Genomic DNA, 24044 nt, shown 5'->3' with positions numbered 1-24044 from the left:
GCGGATGATTGCTTTTGGATAACGCTATCATTGCAATTTTTGGCGCCGATCTAGTCTGACAAGATTGACAGTCCTTCACTCAATGGTATGACCACTTTGCCGGCGAGACACACCCGCACGGCACCTCGGAAAGGCGGGAAAACCCGCCTCCGACGAAAAGGGGGAGGATGTATATGCTTTCACGTGGCGTGACGTATCGCGGTCTGGTTTTCACGATGCTGGCCGGCACTATGCTGAGTTCAACAGCGGCCTTGGCGCAATCCACTTCCGGTGCTGCGAGCGACGCAGAGGCGTCGGCACCCGTTTCCGATACATCTTCGGAAGCGACGGCAACAGGCAAGGACGAGATCGTCGTCACCAGTTTTCGGCAAGCCTACGCAAATGCCATCGCTTCCAAGCGCAAGGAAGTGAGCATCACCGACGGTATTTCGTCGGATGGTCTTGGCCGCTTCCCCGATCTCAACGTTGGCGAGGCTTTGCAACGCGTTCCCGGTGTTCAGATCAACCGCGAGGCGGAAGGCCGCAACGCGACGATCAACCTGCGCGGCCTGCCCGGTGAATATGCGCGCCTGACGATGAACGGCGTGGCGTTTGCAGAGCCGATCCTGTCGGAAGCCGCGCCGCTCGGCGCCTTCAATGCCGACATTTTCAGCGCGATCGTCGTCGACAAATCGCCGCTGGCCAACGCGCAGAGCGGCGGTCTTTCGGGTAATGTCGACTTGCAGATCGCTCCGGCACTGGGGCGCAAGGACGGTGGTTTCGCCAAGCTGGCCTATGAGTACAATGAACTGGGCAGCACCGGCGGCCCCGAAGCGACGGTTGGCTACAACCATCACTTCAGTGACAATTTCGCGGTCTTCGGCGTGTTTGCCTACAAACGCGAGAGTTTCCGCCGCGATTCCATCCTGTTCAACAGCTACACCCCGATGTCCGCTGCGCAGGCACAAGCCAATTCGGATCTGGTGGGCGCCTATTATGCGCCGTCGGCAGCATGCCCGTCCTGCACCGGGACGACGTCGACCGCCGGAGTGCTCTACAACTCGCAGATCCGCCAATATTCGCGCCTGAACAAGGGGAACCTGTTCTCGGCGGCGGGCGGCGCGGAATACCAGATCGACGATAACGCCAAGATCGGCGTGACCGGCTTCCTGACCGATCGCAAACAGCCCAAGACCATCCAGTACATCATGGTCAACTCGCTGAACGATGCGAGTTCGCTGACCGCGCTGAGCGCACCGGTCGCCCTGTCCGACGGGCGCTATGTGGTCAACGACTTCGACTATTCGAACCCCACCGCTGTCTCCTCCACCCGCCTTTATGGCCAGCATCAGAAGACCTGGGGCATCGATGCCACGGGCGAATGGAAGAACGACGACTGGCGGGTGAGCGCGGTCGGCACGCTTTCGCAGGCGTCAAACAGCTCGACCGAAACCGAGGTCGATTTCGAGACGATGCAGCAGGCGGGCGGGAACGGCCTGAGCGGCACCATGCATACCGGCGGCGGCAATCTCGATGACTTCTCCTACACGATCAATCCGGACCCGGCGAACACCGTAGCCGGAATCTCTACCGGCGTGTGGGGCGGCGTCGCCGATCCGACGTATTACTACAACTCGGCGACGACATCGGCGCAGACCAACCGCATGCAGTTCACCGGCACGCAGAGCTATGCCACCAACAAGCTGGCCGCCGCGCAGGTCGATCTTGAGCGCACATTCCACGGCGGCGCCCTCACCGGAATCCAGGTCGGCGGGCGTTATGAGCACAACCTGTTCATTTCACAGGGCTTCCGCACCAGCGCCTATGGCTTGCAAATCCAGAACCTGACCGGCGACGTGCTGGGCCAGAGCCCGACATCCAGCGATTTCTTCGGTGGTAACGGCGGCAGCCCGACCAGCAACTGGTACGTGACGGATATCAGCAAGTTCCTGTCCGAGGTTACCCCCGTCACGGCCTATCCGGGCGGCGAACTGTCGCCGCTGGGTTATAACATCCGGTATAACGACAACAGCTACTCTCTCTATAACTTCAGCAACGAGAACAACATCGCTGCCGTCTATGGGCAGCTGAAGTACGAATTCGAGATCGGTGGCATCACCATTCGCGGCAATGGCGGCCTGCGTTTCGAGCATACCGATAACATCATCAATGCGCTCAACCGCGTGACGTTGACGAACTCCATCGGCTCACCCAGTGACTTCGCGAACACGACGTACAAGCAGAGCTACAACAAGCTGTTGCCCTCGTTCATCGCGATCGCCGACATTTCCGACAAGCTGATGATGCGTGCAGCAGCGTATCGGACGTATGTGCGCCCGCAGCCGCGCGCCTTTACGCCGGTCACGGTCGTCAGCGCGCCCTCGAACGGGGTCTATTCGGTGACGCTCGGCAATCCCGATCTCAAGCCCTATAACTCGACCTCGCTCGATCTCTCGCTGGAATGGTACAACCGCCCCAACGGGATCATCTCGCTGGCCGCATTCCAGAAGCGGATCACCGGCCTGATCGCGCAGATCACCGACCCCGAACAACTGTGCCCCTCGGACGCCAGCGCGCTGGGGCTGGGTACGCTGACGATCAACGGCGACCGTTGCGAAAGCAGCCTCACCTACACGCAGGGCGGCGTCACCCAGCCCTATCTGGTCTCGGCTTCGGGCTACATGAACCAGTCCAACCCGATCACTGTGCGCGGTCTGGAGTTCAACTTCCAGCAGACGCTCGACTTCCTGCCGGGTGTGCTCAAGAACCTGGGAGGCGGTTTCAACTACGCCTACACCACCATCAGCGGCAAGACCGCGACCGGCGCGAAGGCAACGTTGCCGGGCGTTTCGAAGCATAACCTGAACGTCATCGCCTATTACGAAACGCCCAAGTACGGCGTGCGTCTGGTCTACAACCTGCGCAGCAAGTACGATCTGGCTTCGGCCGGAACGTTCACGGGCGCCGCACGTCAGGTCCGTGCGCGCGGGCAGCTGGACGCCTCGGCCTCGTACAACATCACCGACTTCCTGTCGGTTTCGGTCGATGCCTACAACCTGACCAACGCGATCCGTTACGAATACGAGAACCAGCCCGATCTGCCGCGCCGCTACGACTATGACGGTCGTACCTTTACGCTGACGCTGCGCGGCACGTTCTAAGGTGTTGCACGGGCGTCGCGGGGCTTGAGCCTGCGGCGCCCGCATCGCATACCGTACTGCAAGTATAGTGAAAAACAGTCATGAAGGGGGAGACGATGGGGAACCGCAAACGCCTGATGCTGGGCGCAGCGATTGCGATGGTTCTTCCGTCCGGAGAGGTGATGGCCGCGGGTGGCGCCGCACCGTCGGCATCGCTGGTCTCTTATGTGGACCCTCGCGTGGGCTTGGGTAACGACAACGAAGGCGATACGGTCCCCGGCCCTTCCCTGCCCGCAGGCTCGATCCATCCCAGCCCGGAAACGCTGACCGGCAGCAACGCGGGGTATGATATCACCGCGCCAATCAGTGGTTTTGCGCAACTGCACACGCAAGGCTCGGGCGGGCGAACGACTTACGGCACGTTCCTGATCTCGCCGCAGACCGGCTGTCCGACTTTCGATGAACCGGACCATCTCTCTGCGAAATCGCACGAAGAGTTCGCCGCAGACCACTATGCGGTCACGCTGGACCGTTATGGGGTGCGGGCGGAGGTGACGCCGGGGCACTATGCCGCGCTCTATCGTTTCACCTATCCCGCGGGCAAGCCCGGTACACTCGTGTTCGATATCACGCGAAAGATCGGTGGGGCACTGGCGAGCGACGGCGCCGATGTGACGCTGGATCCGCAAAGCGGCCGCCTGGTTGGGCGGGTGCGCAGCAAGACCTACTGGTCTCCGGCCAATGTCGATATCTGGTTCGTCGCGCAACTCGATCGCAAGCCGACCTCTTGGGGGGTGCGCAGCGGCAGCAAGGTCATGCCCGATGCGACGCGAGCGCAGGTGGCCGCCGATACCAAACTGGCCGCGTGGTGGCAGTTCGACACCGATCGTCCGGTCGAACTCAAAGTGGCAGTCTCCTTCACCAGCGCCGAGCGAGCCGGTGAACTGCTCGATGCCGAACTGAGCGGCAAGCACTTCGCCGATGTGGAAACAGGCGCACGGGCCGTGTGGGAGACGGAACTCTCTCTCGCGACCATCGAAGGTGTCGGCGCTGCGGACAAGCGCCGGTTCTATACCGCGCTCTACCACTCGGTGATCCAGCCTCGCGATCGGACGCTGGATCAGCCGATTGCCGACCGCACCACACCGCATTGGGACGACTACTACACCCTTTGGGATACCTACCGGACCGCTTTTCCGTTGATGTCTCTGCTGCGCCCCAGTGTGTACGCGGGCAACATCGCCTCGATCGTCGCCACGTACCGGCGATACGGCGTGGCACACACCGCCTTCATTTCCGGGCGTAATTATCACGTCGGTCAGGGCGGCGATGAAGTTGACAATGTGCTGGGCGAAGGGCTGATCCGCCATGTGTCGGGCGTTGACTGGAATGCGGTGGCCGAAGTCGCGCTACACGATGCTTTCGAAGAGCGGCGACCGCGCTACCTGATAGATGGCTGGTTCGCAGTCGGGGATCGCAGTCCGGAGACTGACAACCCGCGCGCGCGTTCGGGATCGTCGACGATCGCCTATGCTCTCAACGATTTCTACGCGGCGAAGCTGGCCGAGGCGACCGGGCAGAAGGATGCCGGCGTCACCCTGCTCACGCGCTCGGGCAACTGGCGCAAGGTGTGGGACAAGGATGCGACCAGTGACGGCTACACCGGCTTTGTCACGCCGCGCTATTCGGACGGTCGCTTCCAGCCTGTCGATCCCAAGCTGGGCTGGGACGGCAAGACCTATGAGAATGTCGGCTTCTATGAAGGCACCGGCTGGATCTATTCCTACGACATGCTTCACGATGTGCCCGGCATGGTTGCGGCCATGGGTGGGCGGGTAAAGTTCATCGAACGACTGCGCCACGCGCTCGACAGTGGCCTGATCGACATCACCAACGAACCCAGTTTCGCAACGCCATGGCTGTTCAGCGAAGTGGGCCGCCCAGACCTTTCCAGCTATTGGGCAAACCGCATCTTCGCGCGCTTTACCGCCAATGCCTATCCGGGTGACGAGGATAACGGTGCGATGAGTTCGCACTATGTCTTTAACCGCCTGGGCCTGTTTCCCCGCCTCACGACAGACACCTTCTATCTCCATGCGCCGCATCAGCCGAAGTCTATGTTGCGACTGGAGAACGGCAGGACATTCTCGATCCTTGCGCCCAACTGGAAACCCGACCGCATTTACATCACCTCCGCCAAGCTCAACGGCAAACCGCTCGATACGGCTTTCGTGCGGCAGGGTGACATCATGGCAGGTGGCACGCTGGAATTGCAGCTGGCGTCCCGCCCGAATGGATGGGGGCAGACGCAGCCTGATGGCGGGGAGGGACAGCGCTGATGCTACGTCACATCATCCCGCTGAGCCTTGCTGCGTTGGCGCTGGCAGGCGCTGCGGGTAATCTGCTGGCATCACCACCGACGCGAACCCCAGCAGCCAGCGATCCCTATGCGGCCCATGCCCGCAATCCGCTGCTTCCGGGCTATTTCGCCGATCCCTCGATCGTGCACTACAAGGGTGAGTGGTTCATCTTTGCGACGATGGACCCGTGGGGCGGCGAGAAACTGGGACTGTGGCGCTCTCGCGACTTTCGCAACTGGACCTTTTCGACGCCGAACTGGCCGACCAAGGCCGCTGCGCACAGTTCGACCTCGGGTTCCGCCAACGTCTGGGCGCCTTCCGTCGTGCGGGGACGCGATGGCAGGTTCTGGATGTATGTCTCGGTCGGCAACGAGGTGTGGGTCGGTACGGCCACGCATCCCGTCGGCCCATGGAAAGACGCCAATCATGGCAAGCCGCTGATCGCCCGCAACTTCCGCCCCGGCTTCCACATGATCGACGCCGAAGCCTTCATCGACGACGACGGGGCGGCCTACCTCTATTGGGGATCGGGGCTCAACTGGGTCAACGGGCACTGCTTCGTCGTGAAGCTGAAGCCCGATATGGTCACGCTCGACGGAGAAGTGCGCGATGTGACGCCGCCGCACTACTTCGAAGGTCCGTTCATGCTCAAGCGCGACGGGCACTATTTCCTGATGTCCTCCTATGGCAACACGACCAAGGACACTTATCAGGTCCGCTATGCCGTGGGCGATACGCCGTTCGGCCCCTTCCGCGAGCCCGATGACAACCCCCTGCTGGCGACAGACGCGGCGGCGCAGATCATCAGCCCCGGCCATCACGCGGTATTTCGCGTGAACGGGCAGGACTATATTCTTTATCACCGCCAGGCGCTGCCCTTCCCCCGTGCGGGAGACGAGGTGCTGCGGCAGGTCGCGGTGGACAGGCTTGATGTGTCGGGAGAACGACTCCTCCCGGTTCGACCGACACATCAAGGCCCGGATATTCCGGGCACCGCTGCGCATCGTCAGGCAGGACGACGGGTGGCGTTGAGCGCCTCCGCTGCAAGCGATGTGCTGCACAATGCCGAAAAGGCGGGAGACGATAACTACGCCACCGGATGGCAGGCGCCACCGGGTACGGCGACCTCCTGGCTTCAGGCGGACCTTGGAGCAACCGGCCCCATACCTGCCAGTTCCCTGCGCCCCGCAGACCTCCTGCATCCGTTGCGCTTCACTATCGAAACCTCGCGCGACGCAAGCTCATGGGAACGGCGCGGGCAACCGATCTTGGCCCAGAGCTCACCCGTCCGCCTGCCAGCGCTTGGCGGCAAGGCGCGTTACGTGCGGCTTGTGTTCGAAGGCACGCCCGATATTCTCGAATGGACTTTCCCATGAAACGCGCCGCCCTTCTTCTTGCGCTGATCGCGGGTACGGCGCTCGCCTCGGAACCGGTGCCGCCGATCCAGCCCCAGATCGATCCGCAGCGCCCGGATTGGGAGAACCCTGCCGTCTTCGCCATCGGCAAGCTGCCGGCACGCGCCACGGGTTTTCCTTTCGAAACGGCGGCCAAGGCGATCGATGGGGATATGGCATTCTCCGCACGCTATTTGTCGCTCGACGGGTTGTGGAAGTTCGCCTTCTCCCCTTCGGTCGATGGCGTTCCGAAGGACTTCTTCCGGCGAGACTACGATGTCTCGCGCTGGAAGGAGATCAAGGTTCCCGCAGACTGGCAGGCCGAAGGGTACGATCAGGCCCGCTACAACAACATCACCTATCCCTTCCCCGCCAACCGTCCGCTGATTCCGCATGCGACCAATCCCGTGGGATCGTATCGCCGCGACTTCACGCTGGCGGCAATGCCCGGCGAGGACACCATCCTGCACATCGGCGCGGCGGGCTCTGCCTACTATGTCTGGGTCAACGGGCAGAAGGTGGGGTACAGCGAGGACAGCAAGCTGCCGTCCGAGTTCGACATCACCCGTTTCGTCAAGCCGGGCCGCAACAGCGTGTCCATCCAGGTCTACCGCTGGTCAGACGGTAGCTACATGGAGGATCAGGACTTCTGGCGCGTCTCCGGCATAGAACGCTCGGTCTATCTCATCACCGCGCCGCGCGCGCGGGTGGATGACTTCTTTGCCAAGACTGGGCTGGCCAATAATTACCGGGACGGCACGCTGGATCTGAGCCTTCACGGGACAGCCGCCGCTGACGGGCTGACGGTTCGTGCTACGCTGAAGGATGGCAGCGCCACTCTCCTGACCCGCACGACGAGCCTTCGCGGGCAATCTGCCCGGATTACGGCTTCGCTCCCCAACGCGCGCGCCTGGACCGCCGAAACGCCGAACCTCTACACGCTGCTGATCGAACTCGTCGATGCCAAGGGGCATGTCGTGCAGGCAACGGCCCAGCGCATCGGTTTTCGCACCGTGGCGATTCAGAACGGGCTGGTCACGGTCAACGGACGTCCGATCACCATTCGCGGCGTCAACCGGCACGAGCACGATCCCGAGATGTTCCATGTGATCTCGGAGCAATCGATGCGCCGCGATCTGGAACTGATGAAGCTCAACAACATCAACGCCGTGCGCACATCGCATTATCCCAATGACGAACGGCTCTATGCGCTTGCCGATGAGCTTGGCCTCTATGTCATGGACGAGGCCAATATCGAAAGCCACGCCTACATGGGCGCGGCCAAGGGGCATCCGGGAGAAGAGGCGCGTTACCTGCTGGGTTACGATCCGGCCTGGGAGGCTGCGCATATCTCGCGCGTCACCAACATGGTCGCGCGTGACCGGAACCACCCTTCGATCATCTTCTGGTCGCTCGGCAACGAGAGCGGCGTCGGCCCGACGTTCGAGAAGGCCGCAGCCGCAGCACGGGCGATGGACCCGACCCGGCTGATCTCGTTCCTGGGGTGGAGTGCGACCTCCGATCACCGGGTGCCGTCCTATTCCGACATCTTCGCGCCGATGTATCACAGCATCGCGCAGATGCTCGACTATGCGCAGCACACCGAGTTCAAGCAGCCCCTGATCCAGTGCGAATATGCCCATATGCAGGGCAATTCCGGCGGTGGCTTTGCCGATGACTGGCAGGCGATCTACGCCCATCCCGATCGCCTGCAGGGCGGCTTTATCTGGGACTGGGTCGAACAGTCGATGTATCGCTATACCAAGGACGGCCAGCGATACTGGGGCGATGGCGGGGAATATGGCCCCAATCCCGGCGGCGACATCGAGTTCGGCGACGGGCTGCTCCAGTCCGACCGCACGCCCAACCCGCAGTTGTACGAGGTCCGCAAGGTCTACTCGCCCGTGCAGTTTTCCGCGGTCGATGCCCAAGCGGGGCACTTCCGCGTGACCAACCGCAACGATTTCCGCGACCTGTCAGGCTATCGCGTCCGCTGGGAGTTAACGGCGGACGGCGTGCCGATTGCCCAGGGCATCGCGCCTGCCTTGCATACCGCCCCGCGCACGACGCAGGACTTCACGCTGTCGCTGCCTGCTGTCAAACGCAAGCCCGGAACCGAATATCTCGTCACCTTGCGTGCCTACGATGCGACGCACGACATGCCCTATGCCCCTGCCGACCATGCCATCGGCTGGGACCAGTTCGCCTATGGAACGGTGATCCCGGCCCCTGCGGCTCGCATAGGCGGGCAAGTCGCGGTAAACGATGGCCCGGACAGCATTACCCTCAGCACGCATGCCGCGACGCTGGTGATCGATCGGCATAGCGGGCTTCTCACCCGCTACACGACGCAGGACGGCGAGCTTCTCTCCGGGGGCAATCCCAATTTCTTCCGGATGCCGACCGACAACGATCTGGGCACCGGCACGGCGGACATCGCCGCGCCATGGGCGACGATGTCGCAACAGCGCACGGTCGAAAAGGTCGAGATTCAGCGCGACCCGGCCGGAGCCAGGAGCATTGTCGTGCGCTATGGACTGGGCGCTGGCGCCGCCGTGTTCGACAGCCGCTATACCATGCGCGGCGATGGCTCGGTGGCGGTCGAAGGGCATTTCATGCCCCTGCGCAAGGACCTGCCCGAACCCATGCGCATCGGGCTGGAATTCTCGTTCCCGATGCGGCTTACGCAGCTGGAATGGTACGGGCGCGGGCCTTGGGAAAACTATGCCGACCGCAAGACGGGCGCGATTGTCGGCCTTTGGAAGGCGGCCCTTGCCGATCAGTATCATGACTTCATCCGCCCGCAGGATACCGGGACGAAATCCGATGTGCGCTGGCTGGCGCTTTCCGGCGGAAAGGCACCGGGCCTCTCCGTGACCGGCGACACTCCGCTGACGATGAACGCGCTGGCCTTTCCTTATGAAGACCTGCGTCGACGCCCGCCCGGAACCGCAAAGAGCACGGACATCGTGCCCCACGATCACGGCACCTTGCTGATCGATGCCGTTCAGGCAGGGCTTGGCGGGGACACCACATGGAACACCGAGGGGCGCCCCCTGCCGGACTACCGCGTCCAGCCCGTCGAGCGCCGTTTCAGCTTCGTTCTGAGGCCCGTTGCGGCGCGCTGATTGCATCGGCACGCCGCTTGGCTTGCATCACGCCTTGCGCAGTCTCGCCGCAACCGCCTCGCCGTGCGCGAAGGCCGCTGCCTGAACCACCACATCGGGTTCGGGGCGAATGCCGGTATAGAGTACGAATTGCTCGATGGCCTGAAGCACGATCACTTCGGCGCCCGAGATGATCCGTTTGCCCGCCTCCTGCGCGGCAAGGATGAACGGCGTCGCTGCGGGCTGCGCCACCACATCGAAGGCGAGTTCGCATGCGGCGATCTGATCGGGCGAGAAGGCCAGAGCATCGGCCTGCCCGCCTTCCATGCCCAGCGGCGTCACGTTGATCAGGACGGCGGCGCCCTCTTCCGGCATGTCGGCCAGCCAGTCGTAGCCGTATTGCGCAGCCAGTGCCGGACCGCTTTCGGGATTGCGGGCGACGATGGTGCCTCTGGTGAAGCCGGTATCGCGCAGCGCGGCGACCACGGCCTTGGCCATGCCGCCGCTGCCGCGCAGCAGGAACGGCAGGGCCGGATCGACACGGTTGTTTTCCAGAAGATCGCGTACCGCGCTGTAATCGGTGTTGAACCCGGTCAGCGCGCCATCGTCGTTGACGATCGTGTTAACGCTGTCGATCGCGGTGGCAGAGGGATCGAGCCCGTCGAGCATCGGGATCACCGCTTCCTTGAACGGCATCGAGATCGCGCAGCCGCGAATGCCCAGGGCGCGGATACCGCCGACCGCCGCGCCAAGATCGGTGGTGCTGAACGACTTGTAGAGATAGTCCAGCCCGTAATGATCGTAGAGCCAGTTGTGCAGGCGCGAACCTGCATTGCCCGGCCGTGCCGACAGCGACATGCACACCCGCGTGTCGCGGCCGATGGTGGTACGTTCCATATGTCTTCAGTCTCCGGGTGCGGGGGATAGAGGAAAGGCGGGGGTGCCGGAGGAGGCGCTTGCGGGCGCGATGGCAGAAGCAGGCGACACGCTCGACCCGCGTGCGATCAGCCGCCCCGGCAGGACGACCTTGCGCGGCGGCACCTCCGGATGGTCGAGCCGGTCGAGCAGCATCGTCATGGCGGTGCGTCCGATCTCGTCGACAGGCTGCTCGATCACCGTCAGGCCGCCCCCGACGAACTCCATCCACGCGTTGTTGTCGAAGCCCGCCAGCGCCATGTCTGCCGGAACATCGAGCCCCGCCTCGCGCAGGCAACGAAGCACATTCAGCAGCATCACGCCGTTACTGGCGACAATCGCATCGGGACGGTCAGGCCGGGCGAGAAGCGCGGTGATCACCGCTTCGGCACCATCTGCGTTATGCGGTATGGCCAGCGCCTCGGCAGGCAGGCCCAGTCGCTGTGCAGCGCGCAGAAACCCTTCGCGACGCTCGACACCGGTACTGCTGTCCGCACCGAACAGGCCTGCGATCCGCAGGTTGCCCTGCGCGTGGAGGTGCTCGACCAGCATTTCGGCCATGCGCGCATTGTCGAGGACCACGCAGTCGAAAGTGCCTTCGGGCACGGTGCGGTCGATCAGGACCACGGGATAATCCAGATTCAAACGTTCCGCCGTGGCGACACGCTGGCGCGATGGCGCAAGGATCACGCCGGTCACGCGTTCCTCATGCAGGTGCTCAAGATACGTCGCTTCGCGGGCGGGGTCTTCGTCAGTATTGCACAGGATCACCCGCAGGCCACGGGCTGCGGCCAGCGACTCGACCGCGCGCGAGACAGCGGTGAAGAACGGGTTGCGGATATCGGCGACCACCAGACCGATGGTGTTGGTATGGCGCGAGCGCAAACGCCGCGCGGCGAGATTTGGCCGATAGCCGGTTGCTTTCACCGCAGCCAGAACCCGGTCTGCCATGGCGGGGTCGACGGGCTTGCCCGCCAGCACACGCGAAACGGTTGCCGGTGAAACCCCGGCAACGGCTGCCACATCCTTGATTCCTGTCGCCATCTGGAAATCGTTCTCTTGTCCAATCGGCAATAGCCCTCTCTTGCCGCCACTTATGACCACTTTTGGTACGGATTAACAACCCCACTTGACTTTTTCCGTGAGAAAACGTTTTCTCGCATCAAGAGCAAATGGAGAGGAACTACGATGCTCGCAGACGCCGCCCCCGCGTCCCGCGCCACTGATCTCGTTCGGATCGATGCGACTGCAACCGACAAGGCCGATGCCATTCGGCAGGTCGGGCAACTGCTGGTCGCTGCCGGATGCGCGCAGCCCGGATACGAAGAAAGCATGGTCCGTCGCGAAGCCGTGGCGAACACGTTCCTCGGCGCGGGCCTCGCGATCCCGCACGGCCTTGGTGAAGACAAGCACATGGTGCGCCGCGACGGCGTGGCCATTCTCCAGCTGCGTGACGGGGTGGAATGGAACCCCGGCCAGCGCGCGCATATCGTGGTGGGCATCGCCGCCAATTCGGACAGCCACCTGTCGATCCTACGCCGTCTGACCCGCCTGATTCAGGACGAGCCACGCCTTCAGGCGCTTGTCCAGACCGAGGATGCGGCAGACTTTGCCCGCGCACTCGGTAAGGATTCCTCCCCGGACACGACCGCTGCACCGCTGGGCGATTATGCCCATGTCGTGACCTGGACGGTCGACTACCCTGCGGGGCTTCACGCCCGCCCCGCCTCCGCCTGGGTCGAGGCGGCTCGCGCTGGTGCCACGCCGCTGCGCGTGCGCCACGGAGACGAAGCCGCCGATCCCCGCAATCTCGTCGCACTGCTGCAACTGGGCCTGCGTCAGGGAGACGAGGTTTCGATCTCTTCCGAAGGCGCAGGTGCGGAAGTCACGCTGGCCGCGTTTCTGGCTGCCGTCCGCCGCCTGACATCCCGCGAAAAGGAAGACGCGGCCCGCGCCGCGCAGAAGCGTGAAGCACCCGTGCGCGCATGGGTACCTGTCGGCAAGCCGCGCCTGATCGCCGGTGTCGCGGCCAGCCCCGGCCTTGCCATTGGCCCGATCCACGTCCTGACGTCCGCCGAACTCAACATACCGGACCACCCTGTCGATCTCGCATCCGGCGGCGCCCTGCTCAACGATGCACTGGTGCGCACCCGCGCGCAGATGACCGCGCTGATCGATGACACCACCCGCCGCCTCGGCGCTTCTGAAGCGGCGATCTTCAAGGCGCAGGCGGACCTGCTCGACGATACCGATCTGATCACCCTCACCTGCCAGAACATGGTCGAAGGGCATGGCGTCGCCTGGTCCTGGCATCAGGCGGTGGGACGTATTGCAGCGCGCCTGTCGGCACTCGGCAATCCGGTGCTGGCCGCCCGCGCTGCCGATCTGGAAGACGTCGCGCGCCGGGTGCTGGCCGAAATCGATCCTTCGCTGACGGCCGGAACCCTCGCCGATCTTCCCGAAGTGCCGTGCATTCTCGTGGCGGAAGACCTCTCGCCCTCGGATACCGCCACGCTCGACATCGCGCGGGTGGCGGGCATTGCGACGGCCCTTGGCGGCCCGACCTCGCACAGCGCCATCCTTGCCCGGACGCTCGGCCTGCCTTCAGTCGTTGCCGGGGCAGCGAATTGCTGGCGAGCGCGGCGGGCACTCTGGCGATCGTCGATGGGGACAGTGGCCGCGTGTGGCTCGATCCCGGCGAGGAGGATCTCGCCTCTGCGCATCGGTGGATCGCCGATCTTGCCGCCAAGCGTGCTGCAGAGGAGGAAGAGCGCAGCAAGCCCGCTATCACGCAGGACGGACACAAGGTCGAAATCGCCGCCAACGTCAACCGTCCCGATCAGGTGCCGATGGCACTGGCGCAGGGCGGCGAAGGCGTGGGCCTGATGCGTACCGAGTTCCTGTTTCTCGAACGCGGCGACAGCCCGAGCGAGGACGAACAGACCGCCACCTACCACGCGATGATCGAGGCACTGGCGCATGACGGCACCGACCGGGCGCTGATCGTGCGTGCGCTCGATATCGGCGGGGACAAGCAGGTTCCGCACCTCGATTTGCCGAAAGAAGAGAACCCGTTCCTCGGCGTACGCGGCGCCCGTCTGCTGCTGCGTCGGCCGGACCTGCTCGAACCGCAGCTTCGCGCGCTCTATCGGGCGGCGAAGCAGGGCGGCGAGCTGTCGATCATGTTCCCGATGATCACCTCCACGCACGAGTTGGTCGCGCTGCGCGCCAAGTGCGAGGCGATCCGCCAGGAACTGGACGCGCCCGAGGTGCCGATCGGCATCATGATCGAGGTGCCTGCCGCCGCCGTGCAGGCGCGCGCTCTGGCGGCGCATGCGGATTTCTTCTCGATCGGCACCAACGATCTGACCCAGTACACGCTGGCGATCGACCGCCAGAATCCCGAACTCGCCAGCGAGGCGGACAGCCTGCACCCTGCCGTGCTCGGCATGATCGCGATGACGGTGGAAGGTGCGCGCGCACATGGTCGCTGGGTCGGCGTATGCGGCGGGTTGGCCGGTGATCCCTTCGGTGCAGGCCTGCTGGTGGGCCTGGGTGTTGACGAACTCTCGATGACCCCGCGGGACATTCCCGCCGTGAAAGCCCGCCTTCGGGCCGCGAAGCACAGCGATCTGGTGGAACTCGCCCGGCGGGCTTTGGCAATGGCGGGGCCGGCAGATGTCCGTGCGCTGGATGCAGGAGCGAACTGATGCGCGTGCTTACCGTCACTTTCAATCCGGCCATCGACCAGACCGTCACGCTCGACCGGCTTGAGCCCGGCGAGGTCCATCGCGCCCATGCGGTGCGCCAGAACGCCGGTGGCAAGGGTGTCAACGTCGCCAGCTGCCTGGCCGACTGGGGCGTTGCCGTCAGCGCTTACGGCCTGCTGGGCAGCGACAATGCGGCGCCGTTCGATGCGCTGTTCGCGGCCAAGGGTATCGAGGATCGCTTCATCCGCATTCCCGGCGCCACCCGCGTCAACCTCAAGCTGGTGGACCCGCGCGGCACCACCGACATCAATCTGGATGGCATCGCGATCGACGCCGGGCGCGCCGAAATGGTCACCGCGACGATCTGCGATGCAGCACGCGAGGGTGACCTTGTCGTGCTGGCGGGCAGTCTTCCTCCGGGCTGCCCGCCTGATACCTATGCCCTGCTGATCGCGCGGCTGCGCTCGATCGGCTGCCGGGTGATCCTAGATGCCAGCGGACTGCCGTTGAAATGCGCGCTGGCGGCGGATGTGCTGCCCGATGTGGTGAAGCCCAACCGCGAGGAACTGGCGCAGGCACTGGGCTCCCCCCTGCCCGAGATGGACGATGTACTGCGTGCGGCCACCACCTTGCGTGCACGCGGAGTCGCGCTGGTGGCGATCTCGATGGGAGAGCAAGGCGCGCTGTTCGTCTCGGATCAGGGTGCGGTGACGGCGAAGCTTGCGGTGGGCGACCTCGCCAGCACTGTCGGCGCCGGTGATGCGATGGTCGCAGGAATTGCGGCTTCGCTGGCGGACGACGGGGCCGAACTTGAACAGATCGCACGCCTCGCCACGGCCTTTGCCGTGGGCAAGCTGGGGATGGCCGGGCCGAACCTTCCGGCGCTGGCCAGCGTGAAGGCGCTCGCCGCCGATGTTGCGATAAACCGAATTGATACGACCGCTGCAACGGCGGCGGGAGAGGTCTGATGAATACGATATTTGCCATCATCGAGGCAGGTGACGGTGCGGTGCAGGGCGTGCTGGCAGGCGAGGCCCTGCGTCGCGCGGCCAAGGCCGCAGGCCAGTCCATCGACATCGAGGTGCGCACCGAACAGGGCGTGCTCAATCCGCTGACGGATCGTGCGACGGCGAAGGGCGAACTGCTCCTTCTGGTGACGGACACGGCAAGGGACGGTGCCCTTGCCGCCCGTGCCGACCGCCGGGTGACGCTGGCCGAAGTGCTCGCCGCCCCGGACAGGGCGCTGGCGTTCGAGCGTCCAGCAGTCGTAGAGAGCGGCACCCCTCACATCGTCGCGATCACCTCGTGCCCAACCGGTATCGCGCATACCTTCATGGCCGCCGAAGGCCTGGCCGAAGGCGCGCGTCAGCTTGGCTATCCGATCCGTGTCGAGACGCAGGGGTCGGTCGGCGCAGGCACGCCGCTGACCGAGCGCGAGATCGCCGAGGCCGATGTCATCATCATTGCCGCCGATCGGGAGGTGGACCGCGCGCGCTTTGCCGGTAAACGCGTGTTCTCGTCGAGCACCAAGCCCGCGATTTCCGGCGGTGCCGCGCTGATCGAGCGCGCGCTGACCGAGGCCAAGCGGCAGGCTGCGGACAGCGCTGGCGGTTCCGAAGCGACGCCTGCCAAAGCCGAGCGCGTCGGGCCGTACAAGCACCTGATGACCGGCGTTTCCTTCATGCTGCCTTTCGTTGTGGCGGGCGGCCTGCTGATCGCGCTGGCTTTCGCGCTGGGCGGCATTGGCGCCAATGCCGATGCGGCCAGGGGCACCCTTGCCCATGCCCTGTTCCAGATCGGCGCACAGGGCGCCTTCGCGCTGATCGTGCCCGCGCTTGCAGGCTACATCGCCTATTCCATTGCTGATCGCCCCGGCATTGCGCCGGGCATGGTGGGCGGCATGATCGCCGCGCAACTGGGCGCGGGATTTCTGGGCGGCATCGCCGCAGGCTTTATCGCAGGTTACGGCGTCGAGGCGCTGAACAAGCTGATAAAGCTGCCGAAAAACCTGCAAGGCCTCAAACCCGTCCTCATCCTGCCGTTGCTCGGCACGCTGCTGACCGGGTTGCTGATGGTCTATGCCGTGGGCACGCCGGTTGCGGCGGCGCTGGCCTTCCTCACCGAATGGCTGTGTGCCATGCAGGGTTCCAGTGCGCTGGTCCTCGGCCTGATTCTGGGTGCGATGTCGGCCTTCGACATGGGCGGCCCGGTGAACAAGGCAGGCTATGCGTTCTCGGTCGGCCTGATCGCCAGCAACGTGTGCACACCGATGGCCGCGACGATGGCCGCAGGCATGACGCCGCCGCTCGCGGTCGCCCTCGCTACACGCCTGTTCCGCGATCGCTTCACGCTGGAGGAGCGCGAGGCTGGCGGTGCGGCTGCAGTTCTGGGGCTCGCCTTCATCACCGAAGGCGCGATCCCGTTCGCCGCGCGCGACCCGTTCCGGGTGATCCCCTCGCTGATGGCGGGTTCCGCATTGGCGGGTGCGGTCTCGATGGTGTCGGGCGTCGAGCTGAAAGTGCCGCACGGAGGCATCTTCGTGCTGCCGATCCCCGGCGCGGTCACGCATCTTGGCGCCTATGCCATTGCGATCGTTGCAGGAACCCTGCTCAGCGCAGTGCTGGTCGGGCTGCTGAAGCGCCGCCCCGCCAACGCGAGCTGAAACACACACAAACCATATCAAGACGGCACAGAGAAGAACACAAGAGAGGATTGCCCATGCCGACTGCGACTTTGAAAGGCGCCTGCACCGCAGGCGTCGCCGCCCCTGCCTTGTCCGCCTGCCTCGCCCTGTCCATGGCCTTCGCACCGAGCCCCTCGATGGCGCGGTCGGATGACGATCCCGCGCCGACAGAGGAAAACAGAACGGACCCGGCGCCCAAGAAATCGGATTCCTTCCAGCCTCTGGCCGATCAGGGCATCCAGTTGACGCTGAGCTATACCGGCGAAGCCGCGGGCAATGTCTCCGGCGGGCTCAAGCGCGATGCCGCATTCGCCGGGCAGGTCTATGTCGGCGCCGATTTCGACATGGACCATATCGCCGGGATCAAGGGCGGCGCGCTCCACGTCGCCGTGACCGACCGGCATGGCGACAGCCTCTCCAGCCTTGCGCTGGGCAACAACACTTCGGTGCAGGAAATCTGGGGCACGCAGAACACGCATCTGGCGATCTTCACCTGGGAGCAGCATCTGGGCGGCGACCGGCTGATGATCGAAGCCGGGCGCAGTCAGGCGAACATCCATTTCCTCAATTCGCCGCTCTACTGCCAGTTTCAGGGCAATTCGGGCTGCGGAAATCCGACTTTCGTTTTCAAGAACAGCAACTTCACATACTTCCCGGCGTCCAGCTGGATGATCCGGGCCAAGGCAAAGCTGCTGCCCCATATCTACCTGCACGCAGGCGCCTACGAGGTGAACCCCGATCGCAAGCGCGCGAACGATCACGGCATCGGCCTAGGCGTGGGCAATGCCACCGGCGTCATCGTGCCGTGGGAACTGAGCTACGAGACTGGCGATGCCGTGCGCCTGCCCGCCCGCTATATTCTGGGCGGATGGGTCGACAAGGGCGACTACGCGGACCCCTTGCGCGATGCGAACGGTGGGATCGCTGCGCTGAGCGGACAGGCGGCGCAGACGCACAATGGTCGCAGCGGGCTCTATGTCCGCTTCGAGCAGCAGTTGACGCGCCCCGACCCTGCCAGCAAGCGCGGGCTCAGCGTCTATGGCGCGGCGATGACCAACCTGTCCGGCCGGGTCGAGGAAAGCCGCTTCTGGGATCTGGGCCTTGTCCAGACCGGCACTTTTGCCGGGCGCGATGAGGACAGCGTGGGCTTCATGGTGTCCGACCAGCGCTTCAGCGATCTGGCTATGACCCGCATGCGCGCGCTTGACCGCGCCGCCGGAGGCAGTGGACAGGCATGGCGCCATGAGGTGATGATGGAGCTGTCCTACAGCGCGCAGGTTGGCCCCGCCATGCGCCTATCGCCAAACATCCAGTACATCCACCACCCCGACCGTACCGGCGCGACCGACCGCTCGACCCCGACGAAGGACGCGCTGATCCTGGGCTTCAAGTTCACCGTGGATGCGCTGAAACTGGGCCGGTAATCGATCGCCGCCCTTCCCATCAGAATGCGGCGTCCACGCCGATACGGATCGAGCGGGGGCGGATCGGGGTTTCCTGCTCGCCCTCGGCCGCCGAGAACGGGTTGCCGTAGGCGAAAGTGTTGCCGCGCGAATCCAGCAGGTTCATCACATCGAGCGAGAGGCCCCAGCGCCCCAGACCGATGCGCGCACCTGCAGAAACGTCGAAGTAGTCGCCCTGCTCCAGCGCGAAAGGCTCGCTGACCGCCAGCTTGGAGCGGCCGACATGGCGTACCGTCCCATCGAGCGTCAGGGGGGCGCCGCGCAGCGTCGTCTTCCATTTGCCCGCAAGCCGCCAGCCCTCGTCCGCGATGTTGGGCAGGTCGCGGTCCGACAGCGCGCCGAAACCGGGTGCCGGATCGGTAAGGTCGCTGGAGTTAAGGTAGCCTGCGGCCTCCAGCGACAGCGCTCTTGTCGGCTGCCAGCGCAGCGTCGCGGCAAGGTTGAGCACGCGCCCGGCCCCGATGTTGGCGACATAAGGCAGGCCGTCGGTGTCGATGAGATCCGCCTGAATGTCGCGCCAGCGCGTGGCGGAGGCCGCAAGACTGCCCGAAAGGCGCGCGCCCGGCGTCATGCCGAAGCGCATGCCCAGTTCGAAGCTGTGCAACCGGTCCGAGGCGAAGCGCTGTGCCGTCTGCATCGCGGTATCGCCATCGAGCCCCGAACCGGTGACTTCCAGACCGCCGGGCCGATAGCCATCCTGAAACCGTCCATAGAACAGCAGGCCTTCCTGCGGCGTCCATGACAGGGCGGCGGTGGGCAGCAATCGCACCTGCTGGCGCTCCGGCCCGCCGCGCCGCTCGCTACGGATCGCGGCATAGGCGCTGGTCTGACGCACATAGCTGAGCCGACTGCCAAGCGTCAGGATCACATGGCGCAGCACCGGAACGCCCGCCTCGCCGAACACGGCACTGTCGAGCGTGGTGTTGAGGACGTCGGTGATGACCGGCGGATCGTCGAGCGGGCCGAGGCGACGCACCACATGGTCGCTGCTGTCCACCACGCCGATGCCGAGCAGCCAGCTGCCCTGACTGCCGAGCGAACCGCTTGCGCGCGTCTCGTGCGAGAACAGGTGCACGGTCTGGTTTTCGCGGAACACTTCCAGTGCGGCGCCATCGGCAAGGGCATCCTCGTCCGCCGTGGCGTCATAGACGGAATCGATATGCTGGCCGGAATAGCCCGTCGCCGAGACCAGTTTCACATCGCCCCACTGGTGTGTGAGAGTGAGGCCGATCAGGCGATAGTCGTTGTCGAAAGGCTGGGCGATGGCGGAACGGCGCGTGAGATCGGCCTCGTCCTTCAGCGTATATTGCCCGTCGCGCGAATGGATGTTCTGCCCGACCAGCGAGAGATCTACCGTCCAGTCGCTGCGCGGTTGCCAGCGCAGTTGCACGCGGGCACCGGCGCGAGTGTTGCGGTTGATGTTCTTCAGATCGCGTTCGAGATCGTCGATATAACCGCCCTCGATGCTGCCATAGGCAAGCGCGCGCAAGGCCAGGCTGCCCCGGACGATCGGCGCATTCACCACCAGCGCGCCGTCGGTTCCGGGCGAGCCGCTGCGGGTGAAGGTCGCCCCGGCGCTGGCATCGACTTCGCGATGTTCAAGATCGGGCGCGACCGGCTCAATCCGGATGATGCCGCCCAGTGTTCCGGCACCATAGAGTGTACCCTGCGGCCCTTCGAGCACCTCGACGCGGGAAATGTCGTAGAGCGGCAGGTCCGGGTCGGGCGCGGAATAGATCGTGCGGAAATCGCCGAGGTACTGTCCGATGGTGGACTGGCTGGCGCCGTTGAAGCTGCTGTCGGCAATCCCGCGAATGAAGATCTTGTTGCGACCGGGGCCAAGGTTGGTCGCAGTCAGCTGCGGCAGATGGCCGAGGATGAAGCCGGTGCCTCGCCCGCCCCCACGCGCAAGGTCGCTGCGGTCGGTCTCGATCACAGCGACGCTGGCGGGGTATTCGTCCAGCCCGAGGTTCTGCTTGGTGGCGGTGACGAGAATGTCGGGAGCGATCGTGATGGGGATCGGCGTGGCCGGTGTACGCGGGGCTTCGGGCGCGACTGGTGCGGCCCGACGCATGCGGATCAGTTGGACGGTCCGCGCATCGATGAAGCGCGCGGAGTAGCCGCTGCCTTTGAGCAGGCGGTCCAGCGCATTTCGCGGCGTATAGCGTCCGTGGAGGCCGCCGGTCCGGAGCTTGGCCAGCGCCGGATCGCTGGCGGCGATGGACAGGCCGGTCTGCTCGGCAAGGCTGACCAGCGCATTCGCCAGCGTTCCGGCCGGGATCGATACGTCAGCTTTTGTTTCGAGCGCTTTGGCCTGCGCGCCGGGCGCAATCAGGCCGGAAACGCTGCCTGCAAGGACACAGAACGCCGCCCAGTCATTTCGCGATCGTCCAGCCATCCGCAGTCGAAGTCACTTTCAGTCCCAGCAGCGATTCGAGGCGCTTCTGCAATGTCGCATCGTCGCCATCAAGCTGAATTACGCCGGTGAAGGGCTGCGCGGCGAGATCGGGCGCCAGTTCGATCGCCATGCCGCGCGAGCGGGTGATGTCGGCAGCAACCTCGATCAGTGGACGGTCGTGATAGACCAGCCTGCCGCGGGTCCAGCCTCCGATCTCCGCAGTGGCACGATGCCCGGTGACGATGCCGTCATCCTTCGCCGAAAGCGTGTCTCCCGCATCGAGCCGCACGCGGGTCTCGCCTGCCTCGTAGCGCACGGCGCCCTGTGCGACTTCGACCTGCATGGCCGTGCCCGAAGTGCGTACGTTGAACACCGTGCCGACGTCCTCCAGCGTGCGATCGCCGACGATCAGCGTGAAGGGATGCACCGGATCGTGATGGACCGTGAACTGCGCCTCGCCCGAAAGCAGGGCTGCCTGACGCGGATCGTCGCGGTTGAGGGCGATCTCGGTCGAGCCGTTGAGCATGATGCGGGTGCCGTCGCCAAGCGCGAAGGACCGGCTCTCGCCCGCTGCGGTACGGATGGTGTAGTCCCCGGTTGAGTGGCTCCGGAACGCCCAGCCACCGGCCAGCACCAGCGCCACCGAAGCTGCCAGTGCGGGCATGGCCCAGCGCCGACGCGGCGCGGTGACGAAAGGTTGCTCCTCGGCTGCCTGTTCTTCCGGCGCCTGCGCTTCATGCCCCCCTCGCGCGCGATCACCATGGCAGGTTCCAGCGCGAGGTCGGCATCGGCGACGGCTTCATAGGCAGGGTTGTGGCGCGGATCGGCCTCTAGCCACGCCGTGAATTCGTCCCAGGTTTCAGGCGCAGTTTCCGTCCCGGCCTCCTGCAGGCGCAAGTGCCAGCCAATGGCCTCGTCGTACATGCGATCCTCAACCTGCATGGCCGTACTCCCCTGCTGCCCGCTGCCCACGGTCTTCGTCCAGTCTGCCGCGAATGGCGAGTACCGCGCGATAGGCGGACTGGAGGTGCTTCTCCACCGCGCTCAGGCTGATACCCAAATCGCGGGCGATGATCTTCTGCGCCACGCCTTCGATGCGGTACTGACGGAAGATGTACGCCGTCCGCTCCGGCAATTGCGCCAGTTCGTGCTCCACCCTTGCGAGATGATCGCGCGCGAGCGCGGCGGCTTCGGGATCGGGCGCAAGGTCGGCGCGATCGGGCTCGGCCCCCGGTGGCGAGGCTGTGCGATGATCCAGCCAGCGCGCATCGCGGGCTTGCCTCCGCACCTCCACGCGTCGGCGGCTGTGTGCCATGTTGTTCGCCATCTGATAGAGATAGGCACGCGGTGAGCGCACCGGTCCAGTCTCCACCTTGCCCAGCGCGAGGAACATGTCCTGCAACAGGTCCTCGGCATCGCTCGCCGCCATGCCGCGCGCGAGCAGAAAGCGCCGCAGATCCGCACGCATTTCGAGGCTGAGTTGCTGGAGACCACCCATGGCGGCATTGCCGGAACCGTCAGAACCCATCGTGAGCCATGCATCAGTTTCATGATCCGCCCCTACCGGACGGATTTGCTTCCTTAGCCTGCCATCGACAGAAGTCAGCGACATTTCGTACAGGGGAAGGCCATAGCCTGTCCTGCCTCCTGTCGTTCCCTCAAGTTCATGTCTGCGGCGCCTTTTTCCGTGAAACACCATGTTTCCAGAGTTGAGACGCCGCAGGCTACCCGAACCCGCAATCGAAATCTTGCCGGTCAGTCCTTCTTGCCAATGGCAACGCCGATCAGGCTGCTCTGCCCCGGCTGGCCGGATATTCCATAAGCCCGCAAATTCATCTGCGGCGGGACCGTAGAAATCGCCGACGAGCTGCTTGGTCAGGGAGGTGGTATTTTAAAAAAAGCACTCCAAGCACTTTGTAACCGCACGAAAAATCTGACCGTCAGACAGCTGCCATACAGGATCGCGAGACTAAGGGGCCGCCTTGCAGCGATCTTTCCGCGCCTGACCCCGCGGCGAGCGCTGGCTTATGTCCTGAAGGTCTACCGGATGTCATATTCCCCAGAGCTGGCCACGCAATGACCCGCTACTCCGCCCAGATTATCGACGCCCTGTTTGATGCTGTCGAGAACGACGACGTGGTCGATCCCGTCGTCAGCCTGCCGGACACCATGCCGGTAAGCTATAACCGCCAACAGATGCAGGCCTGCCTGGATCTGTGCATTCAGTTCTGGACCGAGGGTACGCAACGGACAAGCCTGCTGTCGTTGACCGGTGCCTTAATTCGGACCGGTACGCTGACGCCCGAAGCGCGCCGCACGTTCAAGCTGATCCGTGCGCGCTACAAACACCTGCGTTTCGCGCTGGTGCTTTATGGTGCCCGCCACAAGGCCCCGCTGATGTTCCGCACCACGGTCGTGGTGATGGGGCTGCTGCAGGACGCCTTCAAGCTGGAGCGTCGGGCTGCCACGATCTGGTATGCGCTGCTGTTGCGGGTGCTTGCATCGTGGCCGGTGTGGATCGGCGTCAGGCGCGAGGTCGCCGACGTACCGCTGGACAGCGCCGAGGGCTTTCGTCGGTTCCGCAAGGAAGAGATAGACCGCCTGCGGCTATGGCTGGAAGCACCCGACCTCAACGCGCATCGCTTTCACGCGATGCGCAAGGTCGCCAGTCGGCTGGTCTCGTTCTACGATACCGCGCGGATTCTCGAACCCGACGAGGATGCCTATCGCCTTTCCCGCTATCTCAGCGCCATCAACGGGCTGATGGGCAGCCTGCACGATGTCCTCGTCGCCGAAGCGGCAGCAGGCCAGCGGGACTATGATAACGATCCCGTAGAATTGCCGGCGGACATCCGCCAACGCCTGACGGCGCTGGCGGAAGCCTATCCGGACTGA

The 24044-nt window shown here is 64.5% G+C and carries 13 protein-coding genes and 2 pseudogenes; 9 read left to right on the top strand and 6 right to left on the bottom strand.

Features of this window, described 5'->3' with window-relative positions:
- Window positions 1-173 precede the first annotated feature (173 nt).
- From CI805_RS18155 to CI805_RS18140, 4 genes are all read left to right on the top strand, one after another.
- Entirely contained in the window at window positions 174-3140 is a 2967-nt protein-coding gene (locus CI805_RS18155; protein ID WP_260928094.1) for a TonB-dependent receptor, read from the top strand.
- Window positions 3141-3235: 95 nt separating this feature from the next.
- On the top strand, window positions 3236-5458 hold the full coding sequence (locus CI805_RS18150; protein WP_260928093.1) for a GH92 family glycosyl hydrolase: 2223 nt from the start codon (window positions 3236-3238) through the stop codon (window positions 5456-5458).
- Entirely contained in the window at window positions 5458-6855 is a 1398-nt protein-coding gene (locus CI805_RS18145; protein WP_260928092.1) for a family 43 glycosylhydrolase, read from the top strand. The genes CI805_RS18150 and CI805_RS18145 overlap by 1 nt, the downstream gene beginning before the upstream one ends.
- On the top strand, window positions 6852-10001 hold the full coding sequence (locus CI805_RS18140) for a glycoside hydrolase family 2 TIM barrel-domain containing protein (protein ID WP_260928091.1): 3150 nt from the start codon (window positions 6852-6854) through the stop codon (window positions 9999-10001). The genes CI805_RS18145 and CI805_RS18140 overlap by 4 nt, the downstream gene beginning before the upstream one ends.
- A 27-nt stretch (window positions 10002-10028) precedes the next feature.
- Here the strand turns inward: CI805_RS18140 and CI805_RS18135 are convergent, their stop codons facing one another.
- Window positions 10029-10877, bottom strand: a complete 849-nt coding sequence (locus tag CI805_RS18135; RefSeq protein ID WP_260928089.1) for a shikimate 5-dehydrogenase — start codon at window positions 10875-10877, stop codon at window positions 10029-10031.
- A gap of 6 nt (window positions 10878-10883) precedes the next feature.
- On the bottom strand, window positions 10884-11939 hold the full coding sequence (locus tag CI805_RS18130; protein WP_260928088.1) for a LacI family DNA-binding transcriptional regulator: 1056 nt from the start codon (window positions 11937-11939) through the stop codon (window positions 10884-10886).
- 144 nt (window positions 11940-12083) lie between these two features.
- Here CI805_RS18130 and ptsP point away from each other — a divergent pair.
- From ptsP to CI805_RS18105, 4 genes and pseudogenes are all read left to right on the top strand, one after another.
- Window positions 12084-14605: pseudogene (ptsP, locus tag CI805_RS21220) on the top strand (phosphoenolpyruvate--protein phosphotransferase).
- A complete protein-coding gene (pfkB, locus tag CI805_RS18115; protein ID WP_260928086.1) occupies window positions 14605-15573 on the top strand; it encodes a 1-phosphofructokinase in 969 nt (322 codons plus the stop codon). Before ptsP ends, pfkB begins: the two are co-directional and overlap by 1 nt.
- Window positions 15573-17267, top strand: coding sequence for a PTS fructose transporter subunit IIC (locus CI805_RS18110; RefSeq protein WP_260928085.1), 1695 nt, complete (start codon window positions 15573-15575; stop codon window positions 17265-17267). The genes pfkB and CI805_RS18110 overlap by 1 nt, the downstream gene beginning before the upstream one ends.
- A 56-nt stretch (window positions 17268-17323) precedes the next feature.
- Window positions 17324-18712: a carbohydrate porin gene (locus tag CI805_RS18105; RefSeq protein ID WP_260928084.1), complete on the top strand. Its 1389-nt coding sequence runs from the start codon at window positions 17324-17326 to the stop codon at window positions 18710-18712.
- A 19-nt stretch (window positions 18713-18731) separates the two neighbouring features.
- Here the strand turns inward: CI805_RS18105 and CI805_RS18100 are convergent, their stop codons facing one another.
- The 4 genes and pseudogenes from CI805_RS18100 to CI805_RS18085 all read right to left on the bottom strand — a co-directional run bounded on the left by CI805_RS18100 (window position 18732) and on the right by CI805_RS18085 (window position 22677).
- Window positions 18732-21149, bottom strand: coding sequence for a TonB-dependent receptor domain-containing protein (locus CI805_RS18100; RefSeq protein WP_260928083.1), 2418 nt, complete (start codon window positions 21147-21149; stop codon window positions 18732-18734).
- Window positions 21127-21813: a FecR family protein gene (locus tag CI805_RS18095; protein WP_260928082.1), complete on the bottom strand. Its 687-nt coding sequence runs from the start codon at window positions 21811-21813 to the stop codon at window positions 21127-21129. The genes CI805_RS18100 and CI805_RS18095 overlap by 23 nt, the downstream gene beginning before the upstream one ends.
- Window positions 21814-21995: 182 nt before the next feature.
- Window positions 21996-22073 (bottom strand): annotated as a pseudogene (locus tag CI805_RS18090) (hypothetical protein); the annotation flags it as partial.
- A 7-nt stretch (window positions 22074-22080) separates the two neighbouring features.
- Window positions 22081-22677, bottom strand: a complete 597-nt coding sequence (locus CI805_RS18085; RefSeq protein ID WP_260928081.1) for an RNA polymerase sigma factor — start codon at window positions 22675-22677, stop codon at window positions 22081-22083.
- A gap of 548 nt (window positions 22678-23225) precedes the next feature.
- Here CI805_RS18085 and CI805_RS18080 point away from each other — a divergent pair.
- Window positions 23226-24044, top strand: a complete 819-nt coding sequence (locus CI805_RS18080; RefSeq protein WP_260928080.1) for a hypothetical protein — start codon at window positions 23226-23228, stop codon at window positions 24042-24044.

The sequence above is a fragment of the Novosphingobium sp. 9 genome, assembly GCF_025340265.1.
In the GTDB taxonomy this organism is placed as follows: domain Bacteria; phylum Pseudomonadota; class Alphaproteobacteria; order Sphingomonadales; family Sphingomonadaceae; genus Novosphingobium.
The sequence above is the reverse complement of the archived record's forward strand: the minus strand, read 5'-3'. Positions and strand labels throughout refer to the sequence as shown.

Bases quoted from the DNA above. Each gene is read 5' to 3' on its own strand.
- CI805_RS18155 (WP_260928094.1), top strand. From the start codon at position 174: ATGCTTTCACGTGGCGTGACGTATCGCGGTCTGGTTTTCACGATGCTG.
- CI805_RS18095 (WP_260928082.1), bottom strand. From the start codon at position 21,813: ATGCCCGCACTGGCAGCTTCGGTGGCGCTGGTGCTGGCCGGTGGCTGG.
- CI805_RS18135 (WP_260928089.1), bottom strand. From the start codon at position 10,877: ATGGAACGTACCACCATCGGCCGCGACACGCGGGTGTGCATGTCGCTG.
- CI805_RS18080 (WP_260928080.1), top strand. From the start codon at position 23,226: ATGACCCGCTACTCCGCCCAGATTATCGACGCCCTGTTTGATGCTGTC.
- CI805_RS18145 (WP_260928092.1), top strand. From the start codon at position 5,458: ATGCTACGTCACATCATCCCGCTGAGCCTTGCTGCGTTGGCGCTGGCA.
- CI805_RS18085 (WP_260928081.1), bottom strand. From the start codon at position 22,677: ATGGGTTCTGACGGTTCCGGCAATGCCGCCATGGGTGGTCTCCAGCAA.
- CI805_RS18130 (WP_260928088.1), bottom strand. From the start codon at position 11,939: ATGGCGACAGGAATCAAGGATGTGGCAGCCGTTGCCGGGGTTTCACCG.
- CI805_RS18100 (WP_260928083.1), bottom strand. From the start codon at position 21,149: ATGGCTGGACGATCGCGAAATGACTGGGCGGCGTTCTGTGTCCTTGCA.
- CI805_RS18105 (WP_260928084.1), top strand. From the start codon at position 17,324: ATGCCGACTGCGACTTTGAAAGGCGCCTGCACCGCAGGCGTCGCCGCC.
- CI805_RS18150 (WP_260928093.1), top strand. From the start codon at position 3,236: ATGGGGAACCGCAAACGCCTGATGCTGGGCGCAGCGATTGCGATGGTT.
- CI805_RS18110 (WP_260928085.1), top strand. From the start codon at position 15,573: ATGAATACGATATTTGCCATCATCGAGGCAGGTGACGGTGCGGTGCAG.
- pfkB (WP_260928086.1), top strand. From the start codon at position 14,605: ATGCGCGTGCTTACCGTCACTTTCAATCCGGCCATCGACCAGACCGTC.
- CI805_RS18140 (WP_260928091.1), top strand. From the start codon at position 6,852: ATGAAACGCGCCGCCCTTCTTCTTGCGCTGATCGCGGGTACGGCGCTC.